This is a genomic window from Mycobacterium sp. DL, assembly GCF_039729195.1.
Taxonomy (GTDB): Bacteria; Actinomycetota; Actinomycetes; order Mycobacteriales; family Mycobacteriaceae; genus Mycobacterium; species Mycobacterium hippocampi_A.
In genome coordinates, this window is record NZ_CP155796.1 from 54,518 (window position 1) to 72,366 (window position 17,849).

The window sequence follows — 17,849 nt, forward strand, 5'->3', positions numbered from 1 at the left end:
GGGCCTCCTCACGGCCGGGCGATCATCGACGTGGTGGCCTCGGCGAGAAGGGCGTCGTGCTGATTGCGGTATTCGGTGTGCCATGTCACCAACACGAATCGACCTGACCTGCCTTCCTTTTCGACGATGGACTCGATGGTGCGGACCATTTCCACCTCGTCGCGGTGATAGGCGGGAAGGCGGAAGGTGGTGGTCTCGCCGCCGGCCATTCGGCGTGGTGCCCGGGGGAAGGCCAGACCGCCGGAGACCGCTCCCGACGAACCGTCGGGGCGCAGGCCGTCGAGCGCCGCCACGCCGAGCACCGCGTACTGCAGGTAGAGCGGCGGGCACACCACGTCGTCGTAGCCGTGGGCGCGCGCATGGTCGGCATCGAACCAGAGCGGATTGTGATCGCCGACCGCCGCGGCCCAGCGCTGCCATTGCACCCGGTCCACCTCGCCGGTGGCGCGCGCCGCGACGCTGCCCACCTGTGCTGCGGACTCGGCGTCGATCAGGCTGTCATCGGTCACGCGTCCGCTCCCTGCAGCCAGGTGGCGGCGACGTCCGCGCCGCCGCCGAGAGTCGAGAGCACCCGCGCCCGCTCGGAGTACCGGTGCAGGTCGGTGTCGACGACATACCCCATGCCACCGTGCAATTGGTGCGCATCGAGGGTGGCCAGCTTCGCGGCTGCGGCGGCGTGCATCCGGGCGACCGCGGTCTGGCGGGTGGCGGTGTGGCCGTCACCGAGCAGGGACACCGCCGCCCACGCCGCCAGTCGGGTGGCGGACAGCGCGATGTGCATGTTGGCGACCAGATGCTGTGCCGCCTGGAACGACGCGATGGGCCGGCCGAACTGTTCGCGCATCGCCGTGTGGTCGACAGTGCGCTGCAGGGCGGCCTCACCCACTCCGACCAGATCGAGGGACAGCAGCGCCGACGCGGTGTTCGCGAGTCGGCGCAACCGGTCGTCGGGGATTCCGTCGTCGCCGCCGAGCACCAGGCTGTCTCCGACGGTGACGTCGTCGAAACGCAACGCGGCCGCGCCCTGTCCGCCCATCAGAGTCAGCGGTTCGGTGTGCACCCCCGAGGCATCTGTGGGCACCACAAATGCCAGGGTCCGGCCTGTGCCGACGTCCTTCGCCGAGACGACCACCACGTCGGCGGTCGGGGCGTCGAGCACGAAGTCGACGAGGCCGTTCAGCACCCAGACGTCGCCTTCGTGGGCCGCCTGCAGTACGGGCGCGACATCACCGGCATCAACCGGTGACCACAAAGCCGTTGTGGCGCGGCATCTTCCGCCGGCCAGCGGGGGCAGCAGCGCGGCGTGCTGCTCGGCGGTCCCGAACGTGTGTACCGCCAGGCCCGCGTGCAGGGTGCCGTGGACGATCGTCGGGCACAGCGCGCGGCCGGCCTCGACGCAGAACGCACCGAGGGCGGTGAGGTCGGCGCCGGAGCCGCCGTACTTCTCGGGCAGCGTCAGCCCGAGAACCCCCGCGTCGGCCAACGACGTCCACAGTGCGGGCGGCCCGGTTCCGGCCGACAGCAGCCGCCGCAGCATCGATGTGAACTCGCGTTCGTCGTCGTCGGGTAGCAGTCGCACGGTCAGCTCCTCGATCAGCGCCCGTAGGACGGCATGCCGTGGCCCCGCTGCGCGATGACGTCGCGCAGCACCTCGTTGGTGCCGCCGCCGAACCGCATCAGGGGCGCCGCGCGGTACAGGCGCTCGAAGACCCCGTCGGCGGGAGCGCCCGGAGTGCGATGTGCCAGCAGGCCGTCGGGTCCGAGCAGATCGATGGCGAGGTCGGCGATCCGTTGCCGCAGTTCGCTGGTGAAGACCTTCTCGACGCTCACCTCCACCGTGGGGATGACGCCGGTGTCGAGCAGCGACGCCGCTTCCAGGCCCATGAGCGTCGCGACATCCACGTCCGCTTCGGCCTGGGCGATTCGCCGAACGAAGGCCGGGTTGTCCGCCGGGACCGATCCGTCGCGGCGCGGACGGTGAACCAGTCGTTGCATCTCGTCGAGCGCCCTGCGCAGATCTCCGGCGTTGGTCAGGGCACCGCGTTCCAGGTCGAGCGCGCCGGTGATGTAGGTCCACCCGCGGTTCTCCTCGCCGATGAGGTTCCCGACGGGGACCCGGACGTCGCGGAAGAAGACCTCATTGGTGCGGTAGCCCGACCACGCGGTCAGCGGACGGATGTCGATACCCGGTTGGTCGAGCGGCACGATGATCACCGAGATGCCGCGGTGGCGCCGGGCCTCGGGGTCGGTGCGCACGCAGAGCCACTCGTGGGTGCTGCGTTGGGCGCCGCTGTTCCAGATCTTGGATCCGTTGATCACCCAGTCGTCGCCGTCACGCACCGCGCGGGTGCGCAGGCTTGCGAGGTCGGTACCGGCATCCGGCTCCGAATAGCCGACCGCACAGGTCAACTCGCCCCGGGCGATCGGTGGCAGGAACTCGCGCCTGTTCTGGTCGGTGCCGTGCCGCATGATCATCGGCGCCACCGAGGTGACCGTCAGGTCCGGCCCGGGCACGCCGCGGTACTCGAACTCCCGCATCAACAGATGCTGATGCATGGCATCCAGGCCGAGCCCGCCGAATTCGGTGGGCCAGCTGACGCCGAACCAGCCCTTGTCGCCGACCGCGCGCCGAAACGCGGTCACTTCCCCGCCGATGCGCTCCAGACCGTGCTCGGCGAGCTCGGCCTCCAGCGCCGGTGTGACGTTGTCGCGCAGGAAGGCTCGCACTTCGTCGACCCAAGCCCGTTGGGCCGCATCAAGGCCGACGTCCACGAGCGGTGAGCCTAGCCGTCGAGGCGAGGCGATTGGACTGTTTCGAAAAGAAAGAGTTCGACGAGGTGGTGGGTCAGTCGGCCGAGGAGTCCGCGACGTGCTCGGTGTCCTCGTCGCGGTCCTGCCATTCGGCGAAGAATCGATGAACCCAGTCCTCCGTCGCGAACTCGCCGAACTGACGCGGGTGATCGATCACGGCGGTGTCGCTCTGGCCGTGGTCGTCCTTCATGAACATGAGAACCGGTCCGACGAACAGGTTGCCGTTGAAGGCGTAGTGCCGTGTCTCGCCGTCAGCGGTGCGGATGTCCACCTCATAGCTGACGTGCCCGGCCTCACCTGCGGTGCGTCGGATGTGGCGGACGGTGGCCGCGCCCTCCTCCATGCAAGCCCTCTTTCTGGTCCTCGTCACTGCAGCACTCCACCCTTGAGCACAACAGCGTTAGGGTCAACAGTGTTGACATAAGGAGTAACGCGTGTGACGGAGCCCAACAGGCAGCCGGCGTCAGGTCGTCGGCGGCGGCGGACGCGAGCGGGAACCGAACTGTCGCGAGAGGTGTACATCGACGCGGCGGTCAACCTGATCGAGAACCGGGGTGCGGCAGTCCTGAGTGCCCGCACGCTGGCCGCCGCCGTCGGCGCCGACCCGTCGGCGCTCTACCGGTACTTCGCCGGCGTCGACGATGTGCTGCGTGCTGTCGGCGATCGGATGATCGGGATCGCGCTGGACAGTTGGTCGCGCGGTGACGACTGGATCGATTCGTTGGCGAATCTGGCCAGGGCGCTGTACCGGGTGTACGTCCACGAGTTCCCGCAGACGGGGTTCGCGGTGGCGACCCGCACCACCGGTCTGCCCAACGAGGTTCGAGCGGTCGACCTCACCGTCGGCCTGATCTGCGAAGGCGGCTTCGACACGGAGACCGCCGCACACTGGTTCCGGTCGCTGTCCGATTTCCTGCTGGGGCAGGCGATGCTCGAAAGTGCATTCGTCTCGCTGCCGCAGGACGTGCAGAGCAGCGACGACACCGCCTGGCGCACGTTCGAAAAGCGGCTGCCCGACATCGATGCGCCGCACGCCGACGCGGCGGCCCCGCACCTGCGTTCGCGGATGCTGGGCTCGTCGTTCGAGGACACGATGCAACTGATCCTGCGCGGCCTGGCGGCCTCCCCGCGCAGCGCTTCGTCGACTCAGGGAGGGTGAGCGCTCGGTCAGTCCGCGGCGCCGACGACCTCGATGCGACAGGTGATCCGGAGCGTACTTACACGAGCATCAACGTCGGGCGTTCGGCCACTCTCCGCGCCATTCGTCCAAGGTGGCAAACACCTCGGGCGTGGAAACGTCAGACGGCCGCCGGCCGGTACGCGCGAGCCACTGCTTCATCGGCGGGCGGGCGGCCAGGCGAACAGCCGCCTCACGGAGCAGCTCGGGAACCGTGACCCCTTGCTCGGCAGCGCGCCGCTGGAGCCCCGCGTAGACGTCGTCGCCAACGTCGGGAATGCGGATCGTCCTGGCCATACATGCACCCTAGCCGTGCGTAAACGTATCGTCGCTGGTCAGCCGCGTAAGCGGATGCCAACCTCTAGGAAATTTGGGGGACGGTGCCGTCATGGCGCCTCTCGGCGAGTGGTCGCTCGAAGCGACTGATGTGATTGGGGCCCGGGGCATGTCCGGCACCGTCGAGACATAGAACTGCGTGCCGCCCCGGACTATTCCGGGTCCGCCGCCGACCCCTCGTCGCGGCGGCGGACGTCCGGAGCATCAGGCGATCTCCGCGTAGTAGACGCGGCGTTCGCCGACCGTCTGGCCGTTGCGCTCGGCCAGCGACTTGAGTTGGCGTAGAGCAAACGTCCGACCGCGGCCGGCCTCGGGAACGTAGATGCCCGCCCACAAACCTTCCGCACGCGGCAACTCGCAGGCCTCGCGCGCACACAGCCAGCGCCGGGGGCAGGCGCGGCAGATCGCCTTGGCCTCCTGATCGGCCGTGGTGGTCCACCGCTCCGGATCCCTGGTGCACGCGCCCACCGGCATCTCGTCTCTCGGGTCTGCGTTCATCGGTATCGCTCCTCTGTGCGCCGGCGGCCTGGTCGCCGCGATGTTCGGAAACGTATCGAACAAACCGTAGCGATGCAACAGTTTGTGCAACGGAACCGTAGTCGGCGACCCTGGGAATCTGCGGCCGCGGTCCACGGGTAGTTCCGATGAATTGCGCTTGAACAGGTATTTCTGTGATCCCCGTTCGGATGGAAGCAGCGGTGAGAATGGCTGAAAATTCCGGAGCGTTGCTGCCGCCCGAACCACCTCGAAGGTGTAGCTTTGACACGGAACCATTGCGGTTCGCCGAACCAAGTCGTAGCAGTAGCGCGGTGACTGGATACGATGTTCGCGTCGATCCGCCCACACAGCACGAGGAATTCCCGGTAGATGACCAACGCGGAGTCGATCGACGAATCGACCGACGTCGTGGACCCCGGGATGGCCAGGGCGGGGGCTGCCGCCGCGGCACGGCGGCGGGAACTCGACATCAGCCAGCGTCGCCTGGCCGCCGACGGAATCATCAACGCCGGCGCGCTGATCTCCTTCGAGAAGGGCCGGAGTTGGCCGAGGGAGCGCACCAGAGCAAAGCTCGAAGAGGTCCTGCAGTGGCCGCCGGGCGCCATCACGAGGCTGCGCAGGGGCGAGCCGCTGAGGCCCGTCGAACCGGCCGCCGCACGCGCCACGACCGGAGCCGACGAGGTGTCACTGATCGTGCAGGCAGTGGTCACCGCGGTCAATACGCTCAGCACGACGGTCGGGTCGCTGCCGCCCGTGGACGACCCCGCTTTCATCCCTCGGGTGACGGGGATCCTGTCGAATCTGCGTCAGCTCGAAGCCGTCGCGGCGGGGGCTGCGCGGATGGGCCGGGTCACGCCGCCGCTGATCAAGGCGTTGAGCACGGTCCGCAGCCTCTACGACGAACTGATGGTGCGCGCCGCCTCGGCGCCACAGGCCACGCTCGGACAACGCCTGTACGCCGCGCGCCGTGGTGCCAACCTGACCGTGCTCGAAACCGCGCAGGCCGCCGGGGTTTCCGAGAGTGCGATCCAACAGGCCGAAGCCGAGGAGCAGGTCACCGGAGCGGAGGCCGCGGCCATCGAGGAGCTGGTCGCGCAGATCGCCTAGCGGTCAGCGCCGTTCGCGTGAGCGGTCGTCGCGGTTGGGGAAGTGCGAGGCCAGGGCAGCGCAGATCTCGAGGAATTTCCGACGAGCGGGTGGGGACATCTCGCGTGTTCCGTCGATGACGCCGCCGGGGCGCAGGTGCCCGTCGAAGGGCACCTCGACGACGAGCTGGCCCTGGCCCGAGAACTGTTGGGCGAGAATCGCCCTCGTACGTTTGTCGGCGTGTCCGTCGGAGTCGTTGAGTACCACGATGGTGCGCTGCAACAGGCCCGTCAAACCGCGATTGGCGAGCCAGTCCAAGGTCTGTCCCGCCGCGGCCGCGCCATCCACCCACGGCGTGGACACCACAACCAGCGCATCGAGGTCGCGCAGCACCTCCTGGGTGACGGGGGTGTCCATCGTCGAGCTGCAGTCGATGATCGAGATGGTGAAATGGCGATCGAGGCGCGCGGTGGCCTCGCGATAGATCGCCGCATCGAGGACCCGGCGGCGGGCCGGCGTCGCTTCACCGGCCAACACGAACAGTCCGGCGGCGTTGTTGCCGACCCGGTTGCGAACGTCGGCGAAGGTCTCGAGGTGCTTGTCCCCGGCCAGCTCCCAGAAGGAACCCTGCGCTTTCGGGTCCACCCGACTCCCGAGCTTGCCGAACGCGGTGTCGGCGTCGACGGCCACCACCCGATCGTCCTGCCGGAGCTCGGCCAGGACAGATCCGATGCAGGCCGACACCGTCGTCTTACCGGCACCGCCCTTGCCCATCACGCCGATCTTGAAGTGACCGCGCAGCGGACCGCGAATCCTGGCCTCGAGTTCGGCGAGGCGACGCTCCTCGGGTGAGGGTCCGAGATTGATCAGCCCGAAGGTGGCCTTGTAGAGCGCTGATCGCCAACCGCGGCCGGGCACGGCCTTGCGGGTGGGAACGAGTTCGTCGGCCCGGATCCGGTCGGCGTAGGAGCCGGGGTGCGCGGGTGCCTCGGGCCCCCGGGGCTGCTGGCCGTGCCACGGTGCGCCGCCGCCGTGGTGCTGGGGTGCGGTGGGGGGTCCGGCCGGGCGCGTGCGCTGGGGCCACCCCGGGGGTGGCGCCTGGCCCCAGCTGTCGGGACGGGCAGGCGCGGGTCGGTTCGGCGGCGGACGGAACATCCCGCCGGCGCGTTCGGGGTCGGGAGGCGTCGGCGGAGCGGCGGGCTGACCCTGTTCGGGTGACGGCTCGAAGTGGGGTTCCTCGGGGCCTGTCCAGCCCGGATCTTTCCGCAACGCGTCATCGCGGTCGGTCACGTGATGTCTCCTCCGGAGGCGATCTGTCGCCATACTCGCGCCCGGCGCTGGTGGCCGAGCATCTGCCAGGCTAACGGTTCGAGAACCCCAGCAAACTACCTGCGAGGTGCTGCGAAGGGTTCGCGGCAGTCAGATAACAGGGTGTTCGAGCCATCCCGGGACTTCTGGCGTCAGGCGACCCGAGGGTGCCGGCGGCCGGTGAGTCGACGCCCTTCCGAGCGCACATGGATTAGCCGGACTCGAGGAGGCACACCTAGAGACGGTTGATCGAGTTGCTGAGAGTTGTGTGAGCGGCGGGGGCGGCTGCTTGGACGGTGGCAGAATTTGTGCACCGAGGGGGGTGCGACCGCTGGTACTCTCCCTCAGGGAAGGGGTGGACTGGCATGGCTGCATTCGACAGATTTGAAGTGCTCGGCAAAGTTTCGGCCGAGCAGCCGGGTGGTCCCGAGGAACCCCGGTCGGCTCTGCAGCGGTCGTCTGGCGCGGCGTCCGCCGGTTCCCCCATCCTCGACTCGGGACGACTGCTGATCGCCGGGATGGTGGGCACCACCGGCCGGGGCGAGCCGGAACGGGGCGAGCCCTTCGGGCATGGAGCGGCCCGCTTCGTCGCTGTCGGCGACACCGTGGGTTCGGCTTATCCCGGTGATGACTGGCAGGGCGTGGGCGCCCAGGCGTATGCAGGTGCCAACCGTCGCCAGTCCGAACACACCGCGCTGATGGCGGTGCTGGACCACAGAGTGCAGACCGTGATCGCCCGGGAGGCGGATCAGATCCGCCACCACCGCGACAAGCTGCAAGAGCAGTCCGACTACCTGGCCGACCTCGGGCACACGACCTCGTCTATCGGCCACGTTCCGGGCGTCGGAGGGGCGATGAGGGCCGCAACGGAACTGGCCGCGGTGAAGACCGCTCTGGGCAACTGCAGCGGGGAGTTGTATCAACTGTCGAACGAGGTCGGCGAGAACGCCGCCCAATTGCATGAGCTGGTCGGCGAGTACTCACGGCTGAGCGCGGAGGAGGCTCCCGCACCCGATGGCGACGGCGAGGCGTCCGCGCCCCCGCCGGGCGAGGGGTCGGGGTCCGACTCGAACGATCAGAGCTCATCGGCCCCGCCTGCGGTCGGCGGGTCGCCGATGCCGACGTCGGTGGGCGCAGTTGGCGCACCGACCACCGAGGCGTTCTCGGAGACGGACGCACCACCCGTCGATCCAGGCGAGGTGATGGCGGGGATGACCTCGGCGTTCGGTGCTGTCGGTGGGGTGATCGGCTCGATTGTCGCGCCGCTGGCTGCCGCGCTGACCGGGGCAGCAGGCGCGGCGGCCCAAGGGCTGTCCGGCCTGGCCTCGGCCCCCGCCGACGCAGCGGAGACAGAAATGCCCGGAGGCATAGACCCGGATCTCGAGCGCGGTGGCACCGAGGACGACGACGAGGAAACCGACGAACCGGCTGTGGCCGATGCTGACGCCGGCGGGGATGCGGTTCCGCCCGAGATCGTCGAGGAGCCCCGCGGATCGCTGTCGGCTGGTTCGGAACCGCCCCCACCGGCCGCACCGCCTGCCGCGACGAGACCACCGCGGTAGCGGAACAGGAGAGACGCCCCATGTCACGGGAAGCATTGCAGGTCAGCACCGCTCATCTGCGGGCGCTGGCCGACAGACACTGCCAGGCAGCCGGCCAGATCATCGCTGCGGTTGCTGCGGTGTCCGGAACCGACAGCGGAATCCGCACCTCCCACGGGGTGATCGCATCGGCCACAGCGGGCGCCGTCGCCGCGGTCGAGCAGGCGCGCCGCGCCGCCGGAGCGGGCATGGTGGCCGAGTCCAGCGCGCTGAGTGACAACCTCACCGGCGCCGCCGACCGCTACGAGGCGGCCGATCACCACTCGGGTGTGCGCCTCGACCGGCAGGTCGAGGACGCTCCGACCTCCCTGGACCCGCGATGACGGCCGGCGCGTACTTCGGGGACAGCGAGCCCACCCACTACGACGACGTGGTGGGCGCCGAGGTCACCATCGACGGGATGCTGGTCATCGCCGATCTTCTCCACCTCGTGGACTTTCCGCTGTCCCTGGGGATCCGGCCCAACATCCCCTACGAGGACCAGCGCAAGCTCGTGTGGGATCAGGTCACCCGCGACCTCACTGCTCAGGGAATCCTCACCGCATTCGGTGACCCCCACCCCGAGGTAGCCGCGATGGTCGACGCGCTGAGCCGGCCCGACCGAACTCTCGACTGCCGCTGGTGGCGCCGCGAGGCCGGTGGCAAAATGGTGCGCTTTGTGGTGTGTCGCAAGGGGGAACGTCATGTCGTCGCCGCACGCGATGAAGACATGCTGGTGCTGCAACGGGTTGCTCCGCAGATCGGTCTGGCGGGCATGGTGAACGTGGTCGTCGGCGATGCCACACCGGCGGACGTCGAGCCGCTGACCGGTATCGCCGCCAGATTGGCCGAGGCACGCTCGGCGGACCAACTCGCGCGATACGGCCTGCCGCCCTCCTCGGCCCGGATCTACGCGGACGCAACGGGCAAACCGGACAGCTGGGTGGAGATCACCGCCAACGAGCGACATTCCGGAGGGACCTACTCCCAAGCAGGGGTGGGGGCCGGTGTCCTCGATTCGGCGCACGGCAGAATCGTGTCGGTCCCGCGGCGGGTCAACGGTGAGCTGTACGGCAGCTTCCTGCCGGGCACTCAGGAGAACCTGCAACGGGCATTGAACGGTCTGATGGAGTTCCTCCCGTCCGGTGCCTGGTCCGACCACGAAGACGTGAGCGACCGTGTCGAGGCCGACGCTGCGGCCCCGGACTGAGAAAGGCGATACACGGTGGACTACCCACCCGGTACCCCCGATGAGGGGGACCGCGACGATCTGGCGGCGCTGGACTTCAGCGTGGCCGACGAGGCGGCAGACGAAACCGACCTGGGGGAGATCCTGGGCGACTACACAGCCGAGGCCGCCGCCGACGAATCGGAGCCGCTGGAAGCATTCGCAGACAAGCACTCTGGAGACACGGCCGACGGTGTCATGCCGATGTTCACCGTCACCAATCCGCCCGGGACGGTGACGGTGACGACGTACATGGACGGCCGAGTGCACCAGATCGACCTGTCCACCAAGGCCACGACGCTGGCCGAGACGGTCCTCGCCGAGGAGATCGTGGTCATCGCCGATCTGGCGACGCAGGACGCCAGGTCGGCGCAATACACCTTCATGCTCGACGGCATGGGGGGTCACGGCCACGACAACGCGGCCACCCGCGACTTTCTCAGCCGTGATCTGGATCTGCCCACCCCCGAACAGGCTCGCGCGGCGCGTGACGAGCTGTTCGCAACCCGCTACGCAGGTGAGGAATGACTGAACATCTGGCAAGCGTCTTCGGCACCGCGGTCGGCATGCTGCCCACCTCACCGGCGCGGTCGTTGGAGATGTTCACCGAGATCACCGAGGTCGACGAAACCGCCTGTGACGCCTGGGTGGGACGCATCCGCTGTGGTGACATGGACCGGGTGACCATGTTCCGGGCGTGGTACTCGCGGAACAACTTCGGCCAACTCGCCGGTGCCGCCGAGATCTCGATGAACAGCCTGGCAGCGCGGGTGCCGATCGGCGGCCAGTACGGCGACATCACCTATCCCGTGATCTCCCCGCTGGCCATCACCATGGGGTTCGCGGTGACCGAGGCCGCCGAAGGCAACTATGCCGACGCGATGGAGGCGCTCGACGACGCACCCGCGGCGGGTGCGGAACACCTGGTGTCCTGGGTCAGGGCCGTCATCTACGGCGCGGCACAACGGTGGACCGATGTGATCGACGAAGTCCGCGGCGCCGGTGCCTGGCCCGACAAGTTCCTCGCCGCCGCGGCAGGGGTGGCACACGGGGTGGCGGCAGCCAACCTCGGGTTGTTCACCGAGGCGGAACGCCGCCTGACAGAGTCGAATTCGTCGCCAGCCGGCGAAGCGTGTGCCCCCTCGATCGCCTGGTTCCTGGCGATGACCCGGCGGGGACAAGGCAACGAGGATGCTGCTATCGCGCTGCTGGAGTGGCTGCAGGCCACCCATCCCTCGCCGAAAGTGACTGCCGCGCTGAAGGATCCGGCGTGTCGACTGGAGACCACCACTGCGGAGAAGATCGCCGCCCGGCGCGACCCATGGGACCCGTCCAGCGTCGTGGCGGACAACTCCGGTCGCGAAGCGCTTCTGGCCGAGGCGCAATCGGAACTGGACCGTCAGATCGGCCTGACTCGGGTCAAGGAACAGATCGAGCGTTACCGCGCGGCCACGCAGATGGCGAAGGTGCGGGCTGCCCGCGGCATGAAGGTGGCGCAGGCCTCCAAACACATGATCTTCACCGGCCCGCCCGGGACGGGCAAGACGACGATCGCCCGGGTCGTCGCCAACATCCTGGCCGGCCTGGGCGTGATCGACGAGCCCAAACTCGTCGAGACATCCCGCAAGGACTTCGTCGCCGAGTACGAGGGCCAGTCCGCAGTCAAGACGGCACGGACGATCGACCGGGCGATGGGCGGAGTGCTGTTCATCGACGAGGCTTACACACTGGTGCAGGAGCGTGACGGCCGCGCCGATCCGTTCGGCAGCGAGGCTCTCGACACCCTGCTCGCCCGGATGGAGAACGACCGTGACCGGTTGGTGGTGATCATCGCGGGCTACGGCAACGACATCGACCGGCTGCTGGAAACCAATGACGGTCTGCGCTCGCGGTTCTCCACCCGGATCGAGTTCGACTCGTACTCTCCGGAGGAGATCGTCGAGATCGGCCGGGTGATCGCAGCGGCCAACGACTCGAGCCTCTCCGACGAGGCAGCCAAGCAGGTGCTGGAAGCGGCGACGCTGCTGGTTCAGAGCACCACAAGCGGCAAGCCCGCCCTCGATGTCGCGGGCAACGGCCGCTACGCCCGCCAGCTCGTCGAGGCTGGAGAGCAGACGCGGGATATGCGTCTGGCGCGGTCGCTGGATATCGAATCCCTTGCCGTAGAACAACTCAGCGAGATCAACGGTGAGGACATGGCAGCAGCGATCGTGTCGGTGCACGGCCGACTGAATCTGAGCGGATAGACGATGGCGGGATTCCGGCTCACCACCAAGGTGCAGGTCAGCGGCTGGCGCTTCCTGCTGCGCCGGGTCGAGCATGCGATCGTGCGACGTGATACCCGGATGTTCGACGATCCATTGCAGTTCTACAGCCGCGCAGTGACGGCAGGCATCGTCATCGCGGTGCTGATATGCCTCGGCGCGGCATTGCTCGCGTACTTCAAGCCTCTCGGCAAGCGCGGCGGCGACAGCCTTCTGGTGGACCGCAACACCAATCAGCTGTTCGTGGTGCTCCCGGACAGCGGTCAGCTGCGGCCCGTGTACAACCTGACGTCGGCACGGTTGATCCTCGGCACCAACAACACCCCGGTGGAGGTGAAGTCCGAGGAACTCGACAGCATGCCGAAGGGACAACCGCTGGGGATCCCGGGCGCACCGTACGCGACCCCGGTGTCGTCGGCGCCTGAGTCGCAGTGGTCGCTCTGTGACACGGTTGTCAAGCCGGAAAGTGTTGCCCCGACGGTTGATACGGCGGTGCTGGTGATGCCGTTGGCGCTGGACTCGTCGGTCGGGGAGATGCGCCCCGAGCAGGGAATGCTGATCAACTACGACGGCCAGGACTGGCTGGTCACCGACGCCGGGCGGCACGCCATCGACCTCTCGGACCGTGCCGTGACCTCCGCCGTCGGCATCCCCGTCACCGCGCGGGCCACGCCGATCTCGGAGGGACTGTTCAACGCGCTGCCCGATGCGGGTCCGTGGCGACTGCCCGACATCCCCGCCACCGGGGCGCCGAACTCAGTCGGCCTGCCGCCGGAACTGGTGATCGGTTCGGTGTTCAAGACGATGACCGAGTCCGACGAGCAGCACTATCTGGTGCTGCCCGGCGGTGTCGCGAAGGTCAACGGCACCACCGCCGCGGCGCTGCGTGCCACGAACTCCTACGGCTTGATCTCGCCGCCGTCGATGGAGCCGAGCGCGGTGGCACGGATCGTCGAGCAGGTGTACAACTCGCCGCTGCCCGACAGTCCGATGGATGTTCTGATGCGTCAGGATGTTCCGACACTGTGCTGGGCGTGGCAGCGCGAACCCGGCGACCAGAGCCCGAAAACCACCGTCATCGCCGGACGCCGTCTGCCGCTCCCACCGTCGGCACTGAACACCGGCATCCGCCAGATCGGCGGTGACGCGACCGTCCACATCAGCGGCGGCCAGTTCATCCAACTGCAGTCACCGGACCCGCGTTACGGTGAGAGCCTGTACTACGTCGATCCGCAGGGCGTGCGGTACGGACTGCCCGATGCCGACACCGCCTCGAAGCTGGGGTTGACGGCGCCGAGAACAGCGCCGTGGCAGGTGGTCAGTCTGCTCATCGACGGTCCGGTGCTGTCGAAAGAGGCGGCGTTGATAGAGCACGACACCCTGCCCGCGAACCCCAACCCCCGCCGGGTCAACGCCGACGAGGCGCTCCCCGCGGGAGTCGACAACGGAGGTGGCGGATGACGACCCGCAAGTTCACCCCGATCATCAAGCGGGGACCTCGCCTGACCCCCGGTGAGATCAACGTGACTCCGCCCGACGATCTCGGTGTCGACATCCCGCCGTCTGGCATGCAGAAGGCACTGCCGTGGGTTCTGGGCGGATGCATGCTCGGCATGATCGCGATCATGATCTTCAGTGGTGTGCGCCAGCTTTCGCCGTACATGCTGATGATGCCGCTGATGATGGTGATGGCCGCCGTCGGCCTGGTGGCCAGCGGCGGCAGCGGCGGCAAGAAGGTGCCCGAGATCAATGCCGACCGCAAGGAGTACCTGCGCTACCTCGCCGGTCTGCGTACCCGGGTGACCTCCTCGGCTGCCGCGCAGGTGACGTTCTTCAACTACCACGCACCGCACCCGGATGATCTGTCGTCCATCGTCGGCACCCACCGGCAATGGTCGCGTGCGAGCAACGCCGACTTCTATGCGGCGACGCGAATCGGCATCGGGTCTGAACCTGCGGTCGACAGGCTGTTGAAACCTGCCGTCGGTGGTGAACTCGCGGGGCCCGCCGGCGCCCCGCAAGCGCACCTGGAACCGGTCAGTCACATGTGGGTGACGAAGTTCCTGCGCACCCACGGACTGATTCACGACTGTCCGAAGTTGGTGCAACTGAGGACATTTCCCACCATCGCCGTCGGGGGTGATCCCGATGGCGCGGCGGGGCTACTGACCTCGATGATCTGCCACCTCGCGGTGTTCCATCCGCCTGACCTGCTGCAGATCCGGGTGCTGACCGACGACCCCGAGGACGCGGACTGGTCGTGGCTGAAATGGCTGCCGCACCTGCAGCACCAGTCGGACACCGACGCGGCAGGCACCACGCGGATGGTCTTCACCCGCCCCGACGGGCTGAGCGACCTCACCGCGCGCGGCCCGCACACCGCGGACGCGGCACCCAGCGGTCCCTATGTGGTGGTCATCGACTTGACCGGCGGCAGAGCGGGATTCCCGATGGACGGCCGATCCGGCGTCACCGTCATCACGTTGGGTAACCACCGCGGCTCGGCGTACCGGATCCGGGTGGACGCGGACGGCACAGCCGACGACCGGTTGCCGAATCAGACGTTCCGACTGGTGGCCAGTCAGGTGGACAGCATGACACCGGGGCAGGCGGGTCGGCTGGCCCGCAAGCTGGCGGGCTGGTCGATCACCGGGACGATCATCGACAAGAGCACCCGGGTGCAGAAGAAGGTGGCCACCGAGTGGCACGAGATCGTCGGAGCGCAGACCGTCGAGGAGGTGACACCGGCACGCTGGCGGATGTTCACCGACACCGATCACGATCGGCTGAGGATTCCGTTCGGCCATGAGCTCAAGACCGGCGACGTCATGCATCTCGACATCAAGGAGGGAGCTGAGTTCGGCGCCGGGCCGCACGGCATGCTGATCGGCACCACCGGGTCGGGGAAGTCGGAGTTCCTTCGCACGCTGATACTTTCGCTCGCCGCCACCCACCACCCCGACCAGATCAATCTGCTGCTCACCGACTTCAAGGGTGGCTCGACGTTCCTCGGGATGGAGAAGCTGCCACATACCGCGGCCGTGGTGACCAACATGGAGGAGGAGGCCGAGTTGGTCAGCCGCATGGGCGAGGTGCTCACCGGTGAGCTCGACCGTCGCCAGTCGATCCTGCGACAGGCCGGTCTGCAGGTCGGCGCGGCCGGCGCACTGTCGGGAGTCGCCGAGTACGAGAAGCACCGCGAACGCGGCGCCGATCTTCCGCCCCTGCCCACACTGTTCGTGGTCGTCGACGAGTTCGCCGAGTTGCTGCAGAACCATCCCGACTTCATCCAGTTGTTCGACCGCATCTGCCGGGTGGGCCGGTCGCTGCGGGTGCACCTGCTGCTCGCCACGCAATCCCTCAACACCGGCGGCACCCGCATCGACAAGCTGGAACCCAACCTGACCTATCGGATCGCGTTACGCACCACCAGTTCCGCGGAATCCAAAGCCGTCATCGGCACGCCCGAGGCGCAGTACATCACCAACAAGGAAAGTGGCGTCGGCTTCCTGCGCGTCGGGATGGAGGACCCGGTGAAGTTCCAGAGTGTCTACACCGGGAATCCGTACCAACCGGCGGTGGTGGCCGCAGGCGACGCCGACGTCGCACCGCGCGCCACCGACAGCGGGATCCGCATCCACCGTTTCACCGCGGCCCCGATCCTCGACGCGACGGTGGCACAGTGACGATCGAGCCGGAACAGAAAGTGCTGCGCGAAGTGGTGCTCAATCAGCTCACCACCGGCGAGAACCATGCCTACCGAATGTGGCTGCCGCCGTTGGCCGACCCCACGCCGGTCAACGAACTGGTCGCCCGCGACTACGACCGTCGCCCGCTGCGGATCGGGTTGGGCGTCATGGACGAACCGCGGCGTCACCGGCAGGAGGTGTGGGGCATCGACGTCGCAACAGCGGCCGGCAACATCGCCGTCGGTGGCGCCCCGCAGACGGGCAAGTCGACGTTCCTGCAGACGCTGATCCTGTCTGCTGCGGCGTCGCACACCCCGCGGCAGTTGCAGTTCTACTGCGTCGACATGGGTGGCGGCGGTCTGATGTACATCGAGGATCTGCCGCACGTCGGTGGTGTCGCCACACGAGCCGAACCCGACCGCGTCAACCGGGTGGTCGCTGAGGTCAAAGCCGTTCTGCGGCAGCGGGAGCAGACGTTCAAGCAGTATCGGGTCGGCTCGATGGCCGACTACCGGCAGATGCGCGAGGATCCAGGCAAGCCGGCCTCGGCGGACCCGTTCGGTGACGTGTTCCTGGTCATCGACGGCTGGCCGGCCTTCGCCGCGGAGTTCCCCGATCTCGAGGCCGTGGTCCAGGATCTCGCCGGACAGGGACTGGCCTACGGCGTGCACGTGGTGATCTCCACCCCGCGCTGGACGGAACTCAAAGCGCGAGTGCGCGATTACTTGGGCACCAAGGTGGAGTTCCGCCTCGGCGACGTGAACGAGACCCAGGTGGACCGGATCACCCGCGAGATTCCGATGAACCGGCCTGGACGCGCCGTGTCGACCGAGAAGCATCACTTGATGATCGGGGTGCCCCGACTCGACGGCGTCCACAGCGTCGAGGGTCTGGTGCCCGCGATGTCGGCCGCGGTTCAGGAGATCGCGGCACGCCACACCGATGAGGCTCCACGGGTGCGGGTCCTGCCAGAACGGATCCATCTGCACCAACTCGATCAGGACCCTCCGGGTCCGGAGGCCGACTACCGCACCCGTTGGACCATCCCGGTCGGCGTGCGCGAGGCGGATCTCACCGTGGCGCACAGTCACATGTACACCAGTCCGCATCACCTGATCTTTGGTGCGCCCAAGTCCGGCAAGACCACCATCGCGCACGCGGTGGCGCGCGCGATCTGTGCGCGCAACAGCCCGGAACAGGTGCGGTTCATGGTCGCCGACTATCGGTCTGGGCTGTTGGAGGCGGTGCCGGAGACGCACCTGCTGGCCGCCGGAGCGATCAACCGCAACCACACGGCGCTGGAGGCGGCGATCAAGGCGCTGGCCACGAACCTGACCAAACGGCTACCGCCGGCAGACCTGACACCGTCGCAGCTTCGGTCACGTTCCTGGTGGACCGGACCCGACATCGTACTGCTGGTCGATGACTGGCACATGATCGTGGCGGCCGGAGGAATGATGTCGCCCATGGCGCCTCTGTCGCCGCTGCTGCCCGCCGCTGCCGACATCGGTCTACACATCGTCGTCACGTGTCAGATGAGCCAGGCGCATCGCGCCACCATGGACAAGTTCGTCGGTGCCGCCTACGGCGCGGGGACGCCCACGATGTTCCTCTCCGGCGAGAAACAAGATTTCCCATCGAGGGAGATTCTTGTCAAGAAAAGGCCGCCTGGGCAGGCATTCTTTGTGACCCCGGATGGGAAAGAAGTGATTCAAGCGGCCTATGTGGATCCGCCGGAAGAATTAGTGTTCGAAGCACCCTCCAACGGCGGTTAGTATTGGTTTTCAGAACGTCCAGCAAATGCGGACGGACTGTGAAAGCAATCGGGTCGGGGGATCTTCTAGCTCTCTCACAGGGAATTGCTGCCGTTTG

17 protein-coding genes are annotated in these 17,849 nt (G+C 67.8%); 10 read left to right on the plus strand and 7 right to left on the minus strand.

The window, feature by feature from the left end; translation table 11 throughout:
• Positions 1-8: 8 nt before the first annotated feature.
• The 4 genes from ABDC78_RS00295 to ABDC78_RS00310 all read right to left on the minus strand — a co-directional run bounded on the left by ABDC78_RS00295 (position 9) and on the right by ABDC78_RS00310 (position 3,154).
• Positions 9-509 carry a MaoC family dehydratase N-terminal domain-containing protein gene (locus tag ABDC78_RS00295; RefSeq protein ID WP_178357609.1) on the minus strand — a complete coding sequence of 167 codons (501 nt, stop codon included), beginning with the start codon at positions 507-509 and terminating at the stop codon, positions 9-11.
• Positions 506-1,579 carry an acyl-CoA dehydrogenase family protein gene (locus ABDC78_RS00300; RefSeq protein ID WP_178357608.1) on the minus strand — a complete coding sequence of 358 codons (1,074 nt, stop codon included), beginning with the start codon at positions 1,577-1,579 and terminating at the stop codon, positions 506-508. The genes ABDC78_RS00295 and ABDC78_RS00300 overlap by 4 nt, the downstream gene beginning before the upstream one ends.
• Before the next feature lie 14 nt (positions 1,580-1,593).
• The gene (locus tag ABDC78_RS00305; protein ID WP_178357607.1) at positions 1,594-2,772 is read right to left on the minus strand and encodes an acyl-CoA dehydrogenase family protein; all 1,179 of its coding nucleotides are present in this window, start codon (positions 2,770-2,772) and stop codon (positions 1,594-1,596) included.
• Between the two features lie 73 nt (positions 2,773-2,845).
• A complete protein-coding gene (locus tag ABDC78_RS00310) occupies positions 2,846-3,154 on the minus strand; it encodes a hypothetical protein (protein WP_178357606.1) in 309 nt (102 codons plus the stop codon).
• Positions 3,155-3,247: 93 nt separating this feature from the next.
• Here ABDC78_RS00310 and ABDC78_RS00315 point away from each other — a divergent pair, with 93 nt between their 5' ends.
• The gene (locus ABDC78_RS00315; protein WP_178357605.1) at positions 3,248-3,970 is read left to right on the plus strand and encodes a TetR/AcrR family transcriptional regulator; all 723 of its coding nucleotides are present in this window, start codon (positions 3,248-3,250) and stop codon (positions 3,968-3,970) included.
• Between the two features lie 69 nt (positions 3,971-4,039).
• Here the strand turns inward: ABDC78_RS00315 and ABDC78_RS00320 are convergent, their stop codons facing one another.
• Both ABDC78_RS00320 and ABDC78_RS00325 read right to left on the minus strand, forming a co-directional pair.
• Positions 4,040-4,285, minus strand: coding sequence for a hypothetical protein (locus tag ABDC78_RS00320; protein WP_178357604.1), 246 nt, complete (start codon positions 4,283-4,285; stop codon positions 4,040-4,042).
• Positions 4,286-4,528: 243 nt separating this feature from the next.
• Positions 4,529-4,822, minus strand: coding sequence for a WhiB family transcriptional regulator (locus ABDC78_RS00325; RefSeq protein ID WP_178357603.1), 294 nt, complete (start codon positions 4,820-4,822; stop codon positions 4,529-4,531).
• A gap of 369 nt (positions 4,823-5,191) precedes the next feature.
• Here ABDC78_RS00325 and ABDC78_RS00330 point away from each other — a divergent pair, with 369 nt between their 5' ends.
• Positions 5,192-5,929, plus strand: a complete 738-nt coding sequence (locus ABDC78_RS00330; protein ID WP_178357602.1) for a transcriptional regulator — start codon at positions 5,192-5,194, stop codon at positions 5,927-5,929.
• Positions 5,930-5,932: 3 nt separating this feature from the next.
• On the opposite strand, the gene ABDC78_RS00335 is transcribed toward ABDC78_RS00330, so the two are convergent.
• Entirely contained in the window at positions 5,933-7,198 is a 1,266-nt protein-coding gene (locus ABDC78_RS00335; RefSeq protein ID WP_178357601.1) for a MinD/ParA family protein, read from the minus strand.
• Positions 7,199-7,581: 383 nt separating this feature from the next.
• Between ABDC78_RS00335 and ABDC78_RS00340 the strand changes: the two genes are divergently transcribed.
• The 8 genes from ABDC78_RS00340 to eccCb are packed head-to-tail and all read left to right on the plus strand — an operon-like array spanning position 7,582 to position 17,752.
• Positions 7,582-8,778, plus strand: a complete 1,197-nt coding sequence (locus ABDC78_RS00340; RefSeq protein ID WP_178357600.1) for an EspA/EspE family type VII secretion system effector — start codon at positions 7,582-7,584, stop codon at positions 8,776-8,778.
• Between the two features lie 20 nt (positions 8,779-8,798).
• The gene (locus tag ABDC78_RS00345; RefSeq protein ID WP_178357599.1) at positions 8,799-9,140 is read left to right on the plus strand and encodes an ESX-1 secretion-associated protein; all 342 of its coding nucleotides are present in this window, start codon (positions 8,799-8,801) and stop codon (positions 9,138-9,140) included.
• Complete coding sequence (locus ABDC78_RS00350; protein WP_178357598.1) at positions 9,137-10,006, plus strand: ESX secretion-associated protein EspG; 870 nt, start codon at positions 9,137-9,139, stop codon at positions 10,004-10,006. Before ABDC78_RS00345 ends, ABDC78_RS00350 begins: the two co-directional genes overlap by 4 nt.
• A 15-nt stretch (positions 10,007-10,021) precedes the next feature.
• Complete coding sequence (locus ABDC78_RS00355) at positions 10,022-10,552, plus strand: hypothetical protein (RefSeq protein WP_178357597.1); 531 nt, start codon at positions 10,022-10,024, stop codon at positions 10,550-10,552.
• Entirely contained in the window at positions 10,549-12,270 is a 1,722-nt protein-coding gene (gene eccA / locus ABDC78_RS00360; RefSeq protein ID WP_178357596.1) for a type VII secretion AAA-ATPase EccA, read from the plus strand. Before ABDC78_RS00355 ends, eccA begins: the two co-directional genes overlap by 4 nt.
• Positions 12,271-12,273: 3 nt before the next feature.
• Positions 12,274-13,749, plus strand: a complete 1,476-nt coding sequence (eccB, locus tag ABDC78_RS00365; RefSeq protein WP_178357595.1) for a type VII secretion protein EccB — start codon at positions 12,274-12,276, stop codon at positions 13,747-13,749.
• A complete protein-coding gene (gene eccCa, locus ABDC78_RS00370) occupies positions 13,746-15,974 on the plus strand; it encodes a type VII secretion protein EccCa (RefSeq protein WP_178357594.1) in 2,229 nt (742 codons plus the stop codon). Before eccB ends, eccCa begins: the two co-directional genes overlap by 4 nt.
• Complete coding sequence (eccCb, locus tag ABDC78_RS00375; RefSeq protein WP_178357593.1) at positions 15,971-17,752, plus strand: type VII secretion protein EccCb; 1,782 nt, start codon at positions 15,971-15,973, stop codon at positions 17,750-17,752. Before eccCa ends, eccCb begins: the two co-directional genes overlap by 4 nt.
• Positions 17,753-17,849: the final 97 nt, after the last annotated feature.

Excerpts from the sequence above, each read along its gene's own strand:
- ABDC78_RS00330 (WP_178357602.1), top strand. The coding sequence starts at position 5,192 with ATGACCAACGCGGAGTCGATCGACGAATCGACCGACGTCGTGGACCCC.
- ABDC78_RS00350 (WP_178357598.1), top strand. The coding sequence starts at position 9,137 with ATGACGGCCGGCGCGTACTTCGGGGACAGCGAGCCCACCCACTACGAC.
- ABDC78_RS00340 (WP_178357600.1), top strand. The coding sequence starts at position 7,582 with ATGGCTGCATTCGACAGATTTGAAGTGCTCGGCAAAGTTTCGGCCGAG.
- ABDC78_RS00345 (WP_178357599.1), top strand. The coding sequence starts at position 8,799 with ATGTCACGGGAAGCATTGCAGGTCAGCACCGCTCATCTGCGGGCGCTG.
- eccA (WP_178357596.1), top strand. The coding sequence starts at position 10,549 with ATGACTGAACATCTGGCAAGCGTCTTCGGCACCGCGGTCGGCATGCTG.
- ABDC78_RS00320 (WP_178357604.1), bottom strand. The coding sequence starts at position 4,285 with ATGGCCAGGACGATCCGCATTCCCGACGTTGGCGACGACGTCTACGCG.
- ABDC78_RS00325 (WP_178357603.1), bottom strand. The coding sequence starts at position 4,822 with ATGAACGCAGACCCGAGAGACGAGATGCCGGTGGGCGCGTGCACCAGG.
- ABDC78_RS00310 (WP_178357606.1), bottom strand. The coding sequence starts at position 3,154 with ATGGAGGAGGGCGCGGCCACCGTCCGCCACATCCGACGCACCGCAGGT.
- eccB (WP_178357595.1), top strand. The coding sequence starts at position 12,274 with ATGGCGGGATTCCGGCTCACCACCAAGGTGCAGGTCAGCGGCTGGCGC.
- eccCa (WP_178357594.1), top strand. The coding sequence starts at position 13,746 with ATGACGACCCGCAAGTTCACCCCGATCATCAAGCGGGGACCTCGCCTG.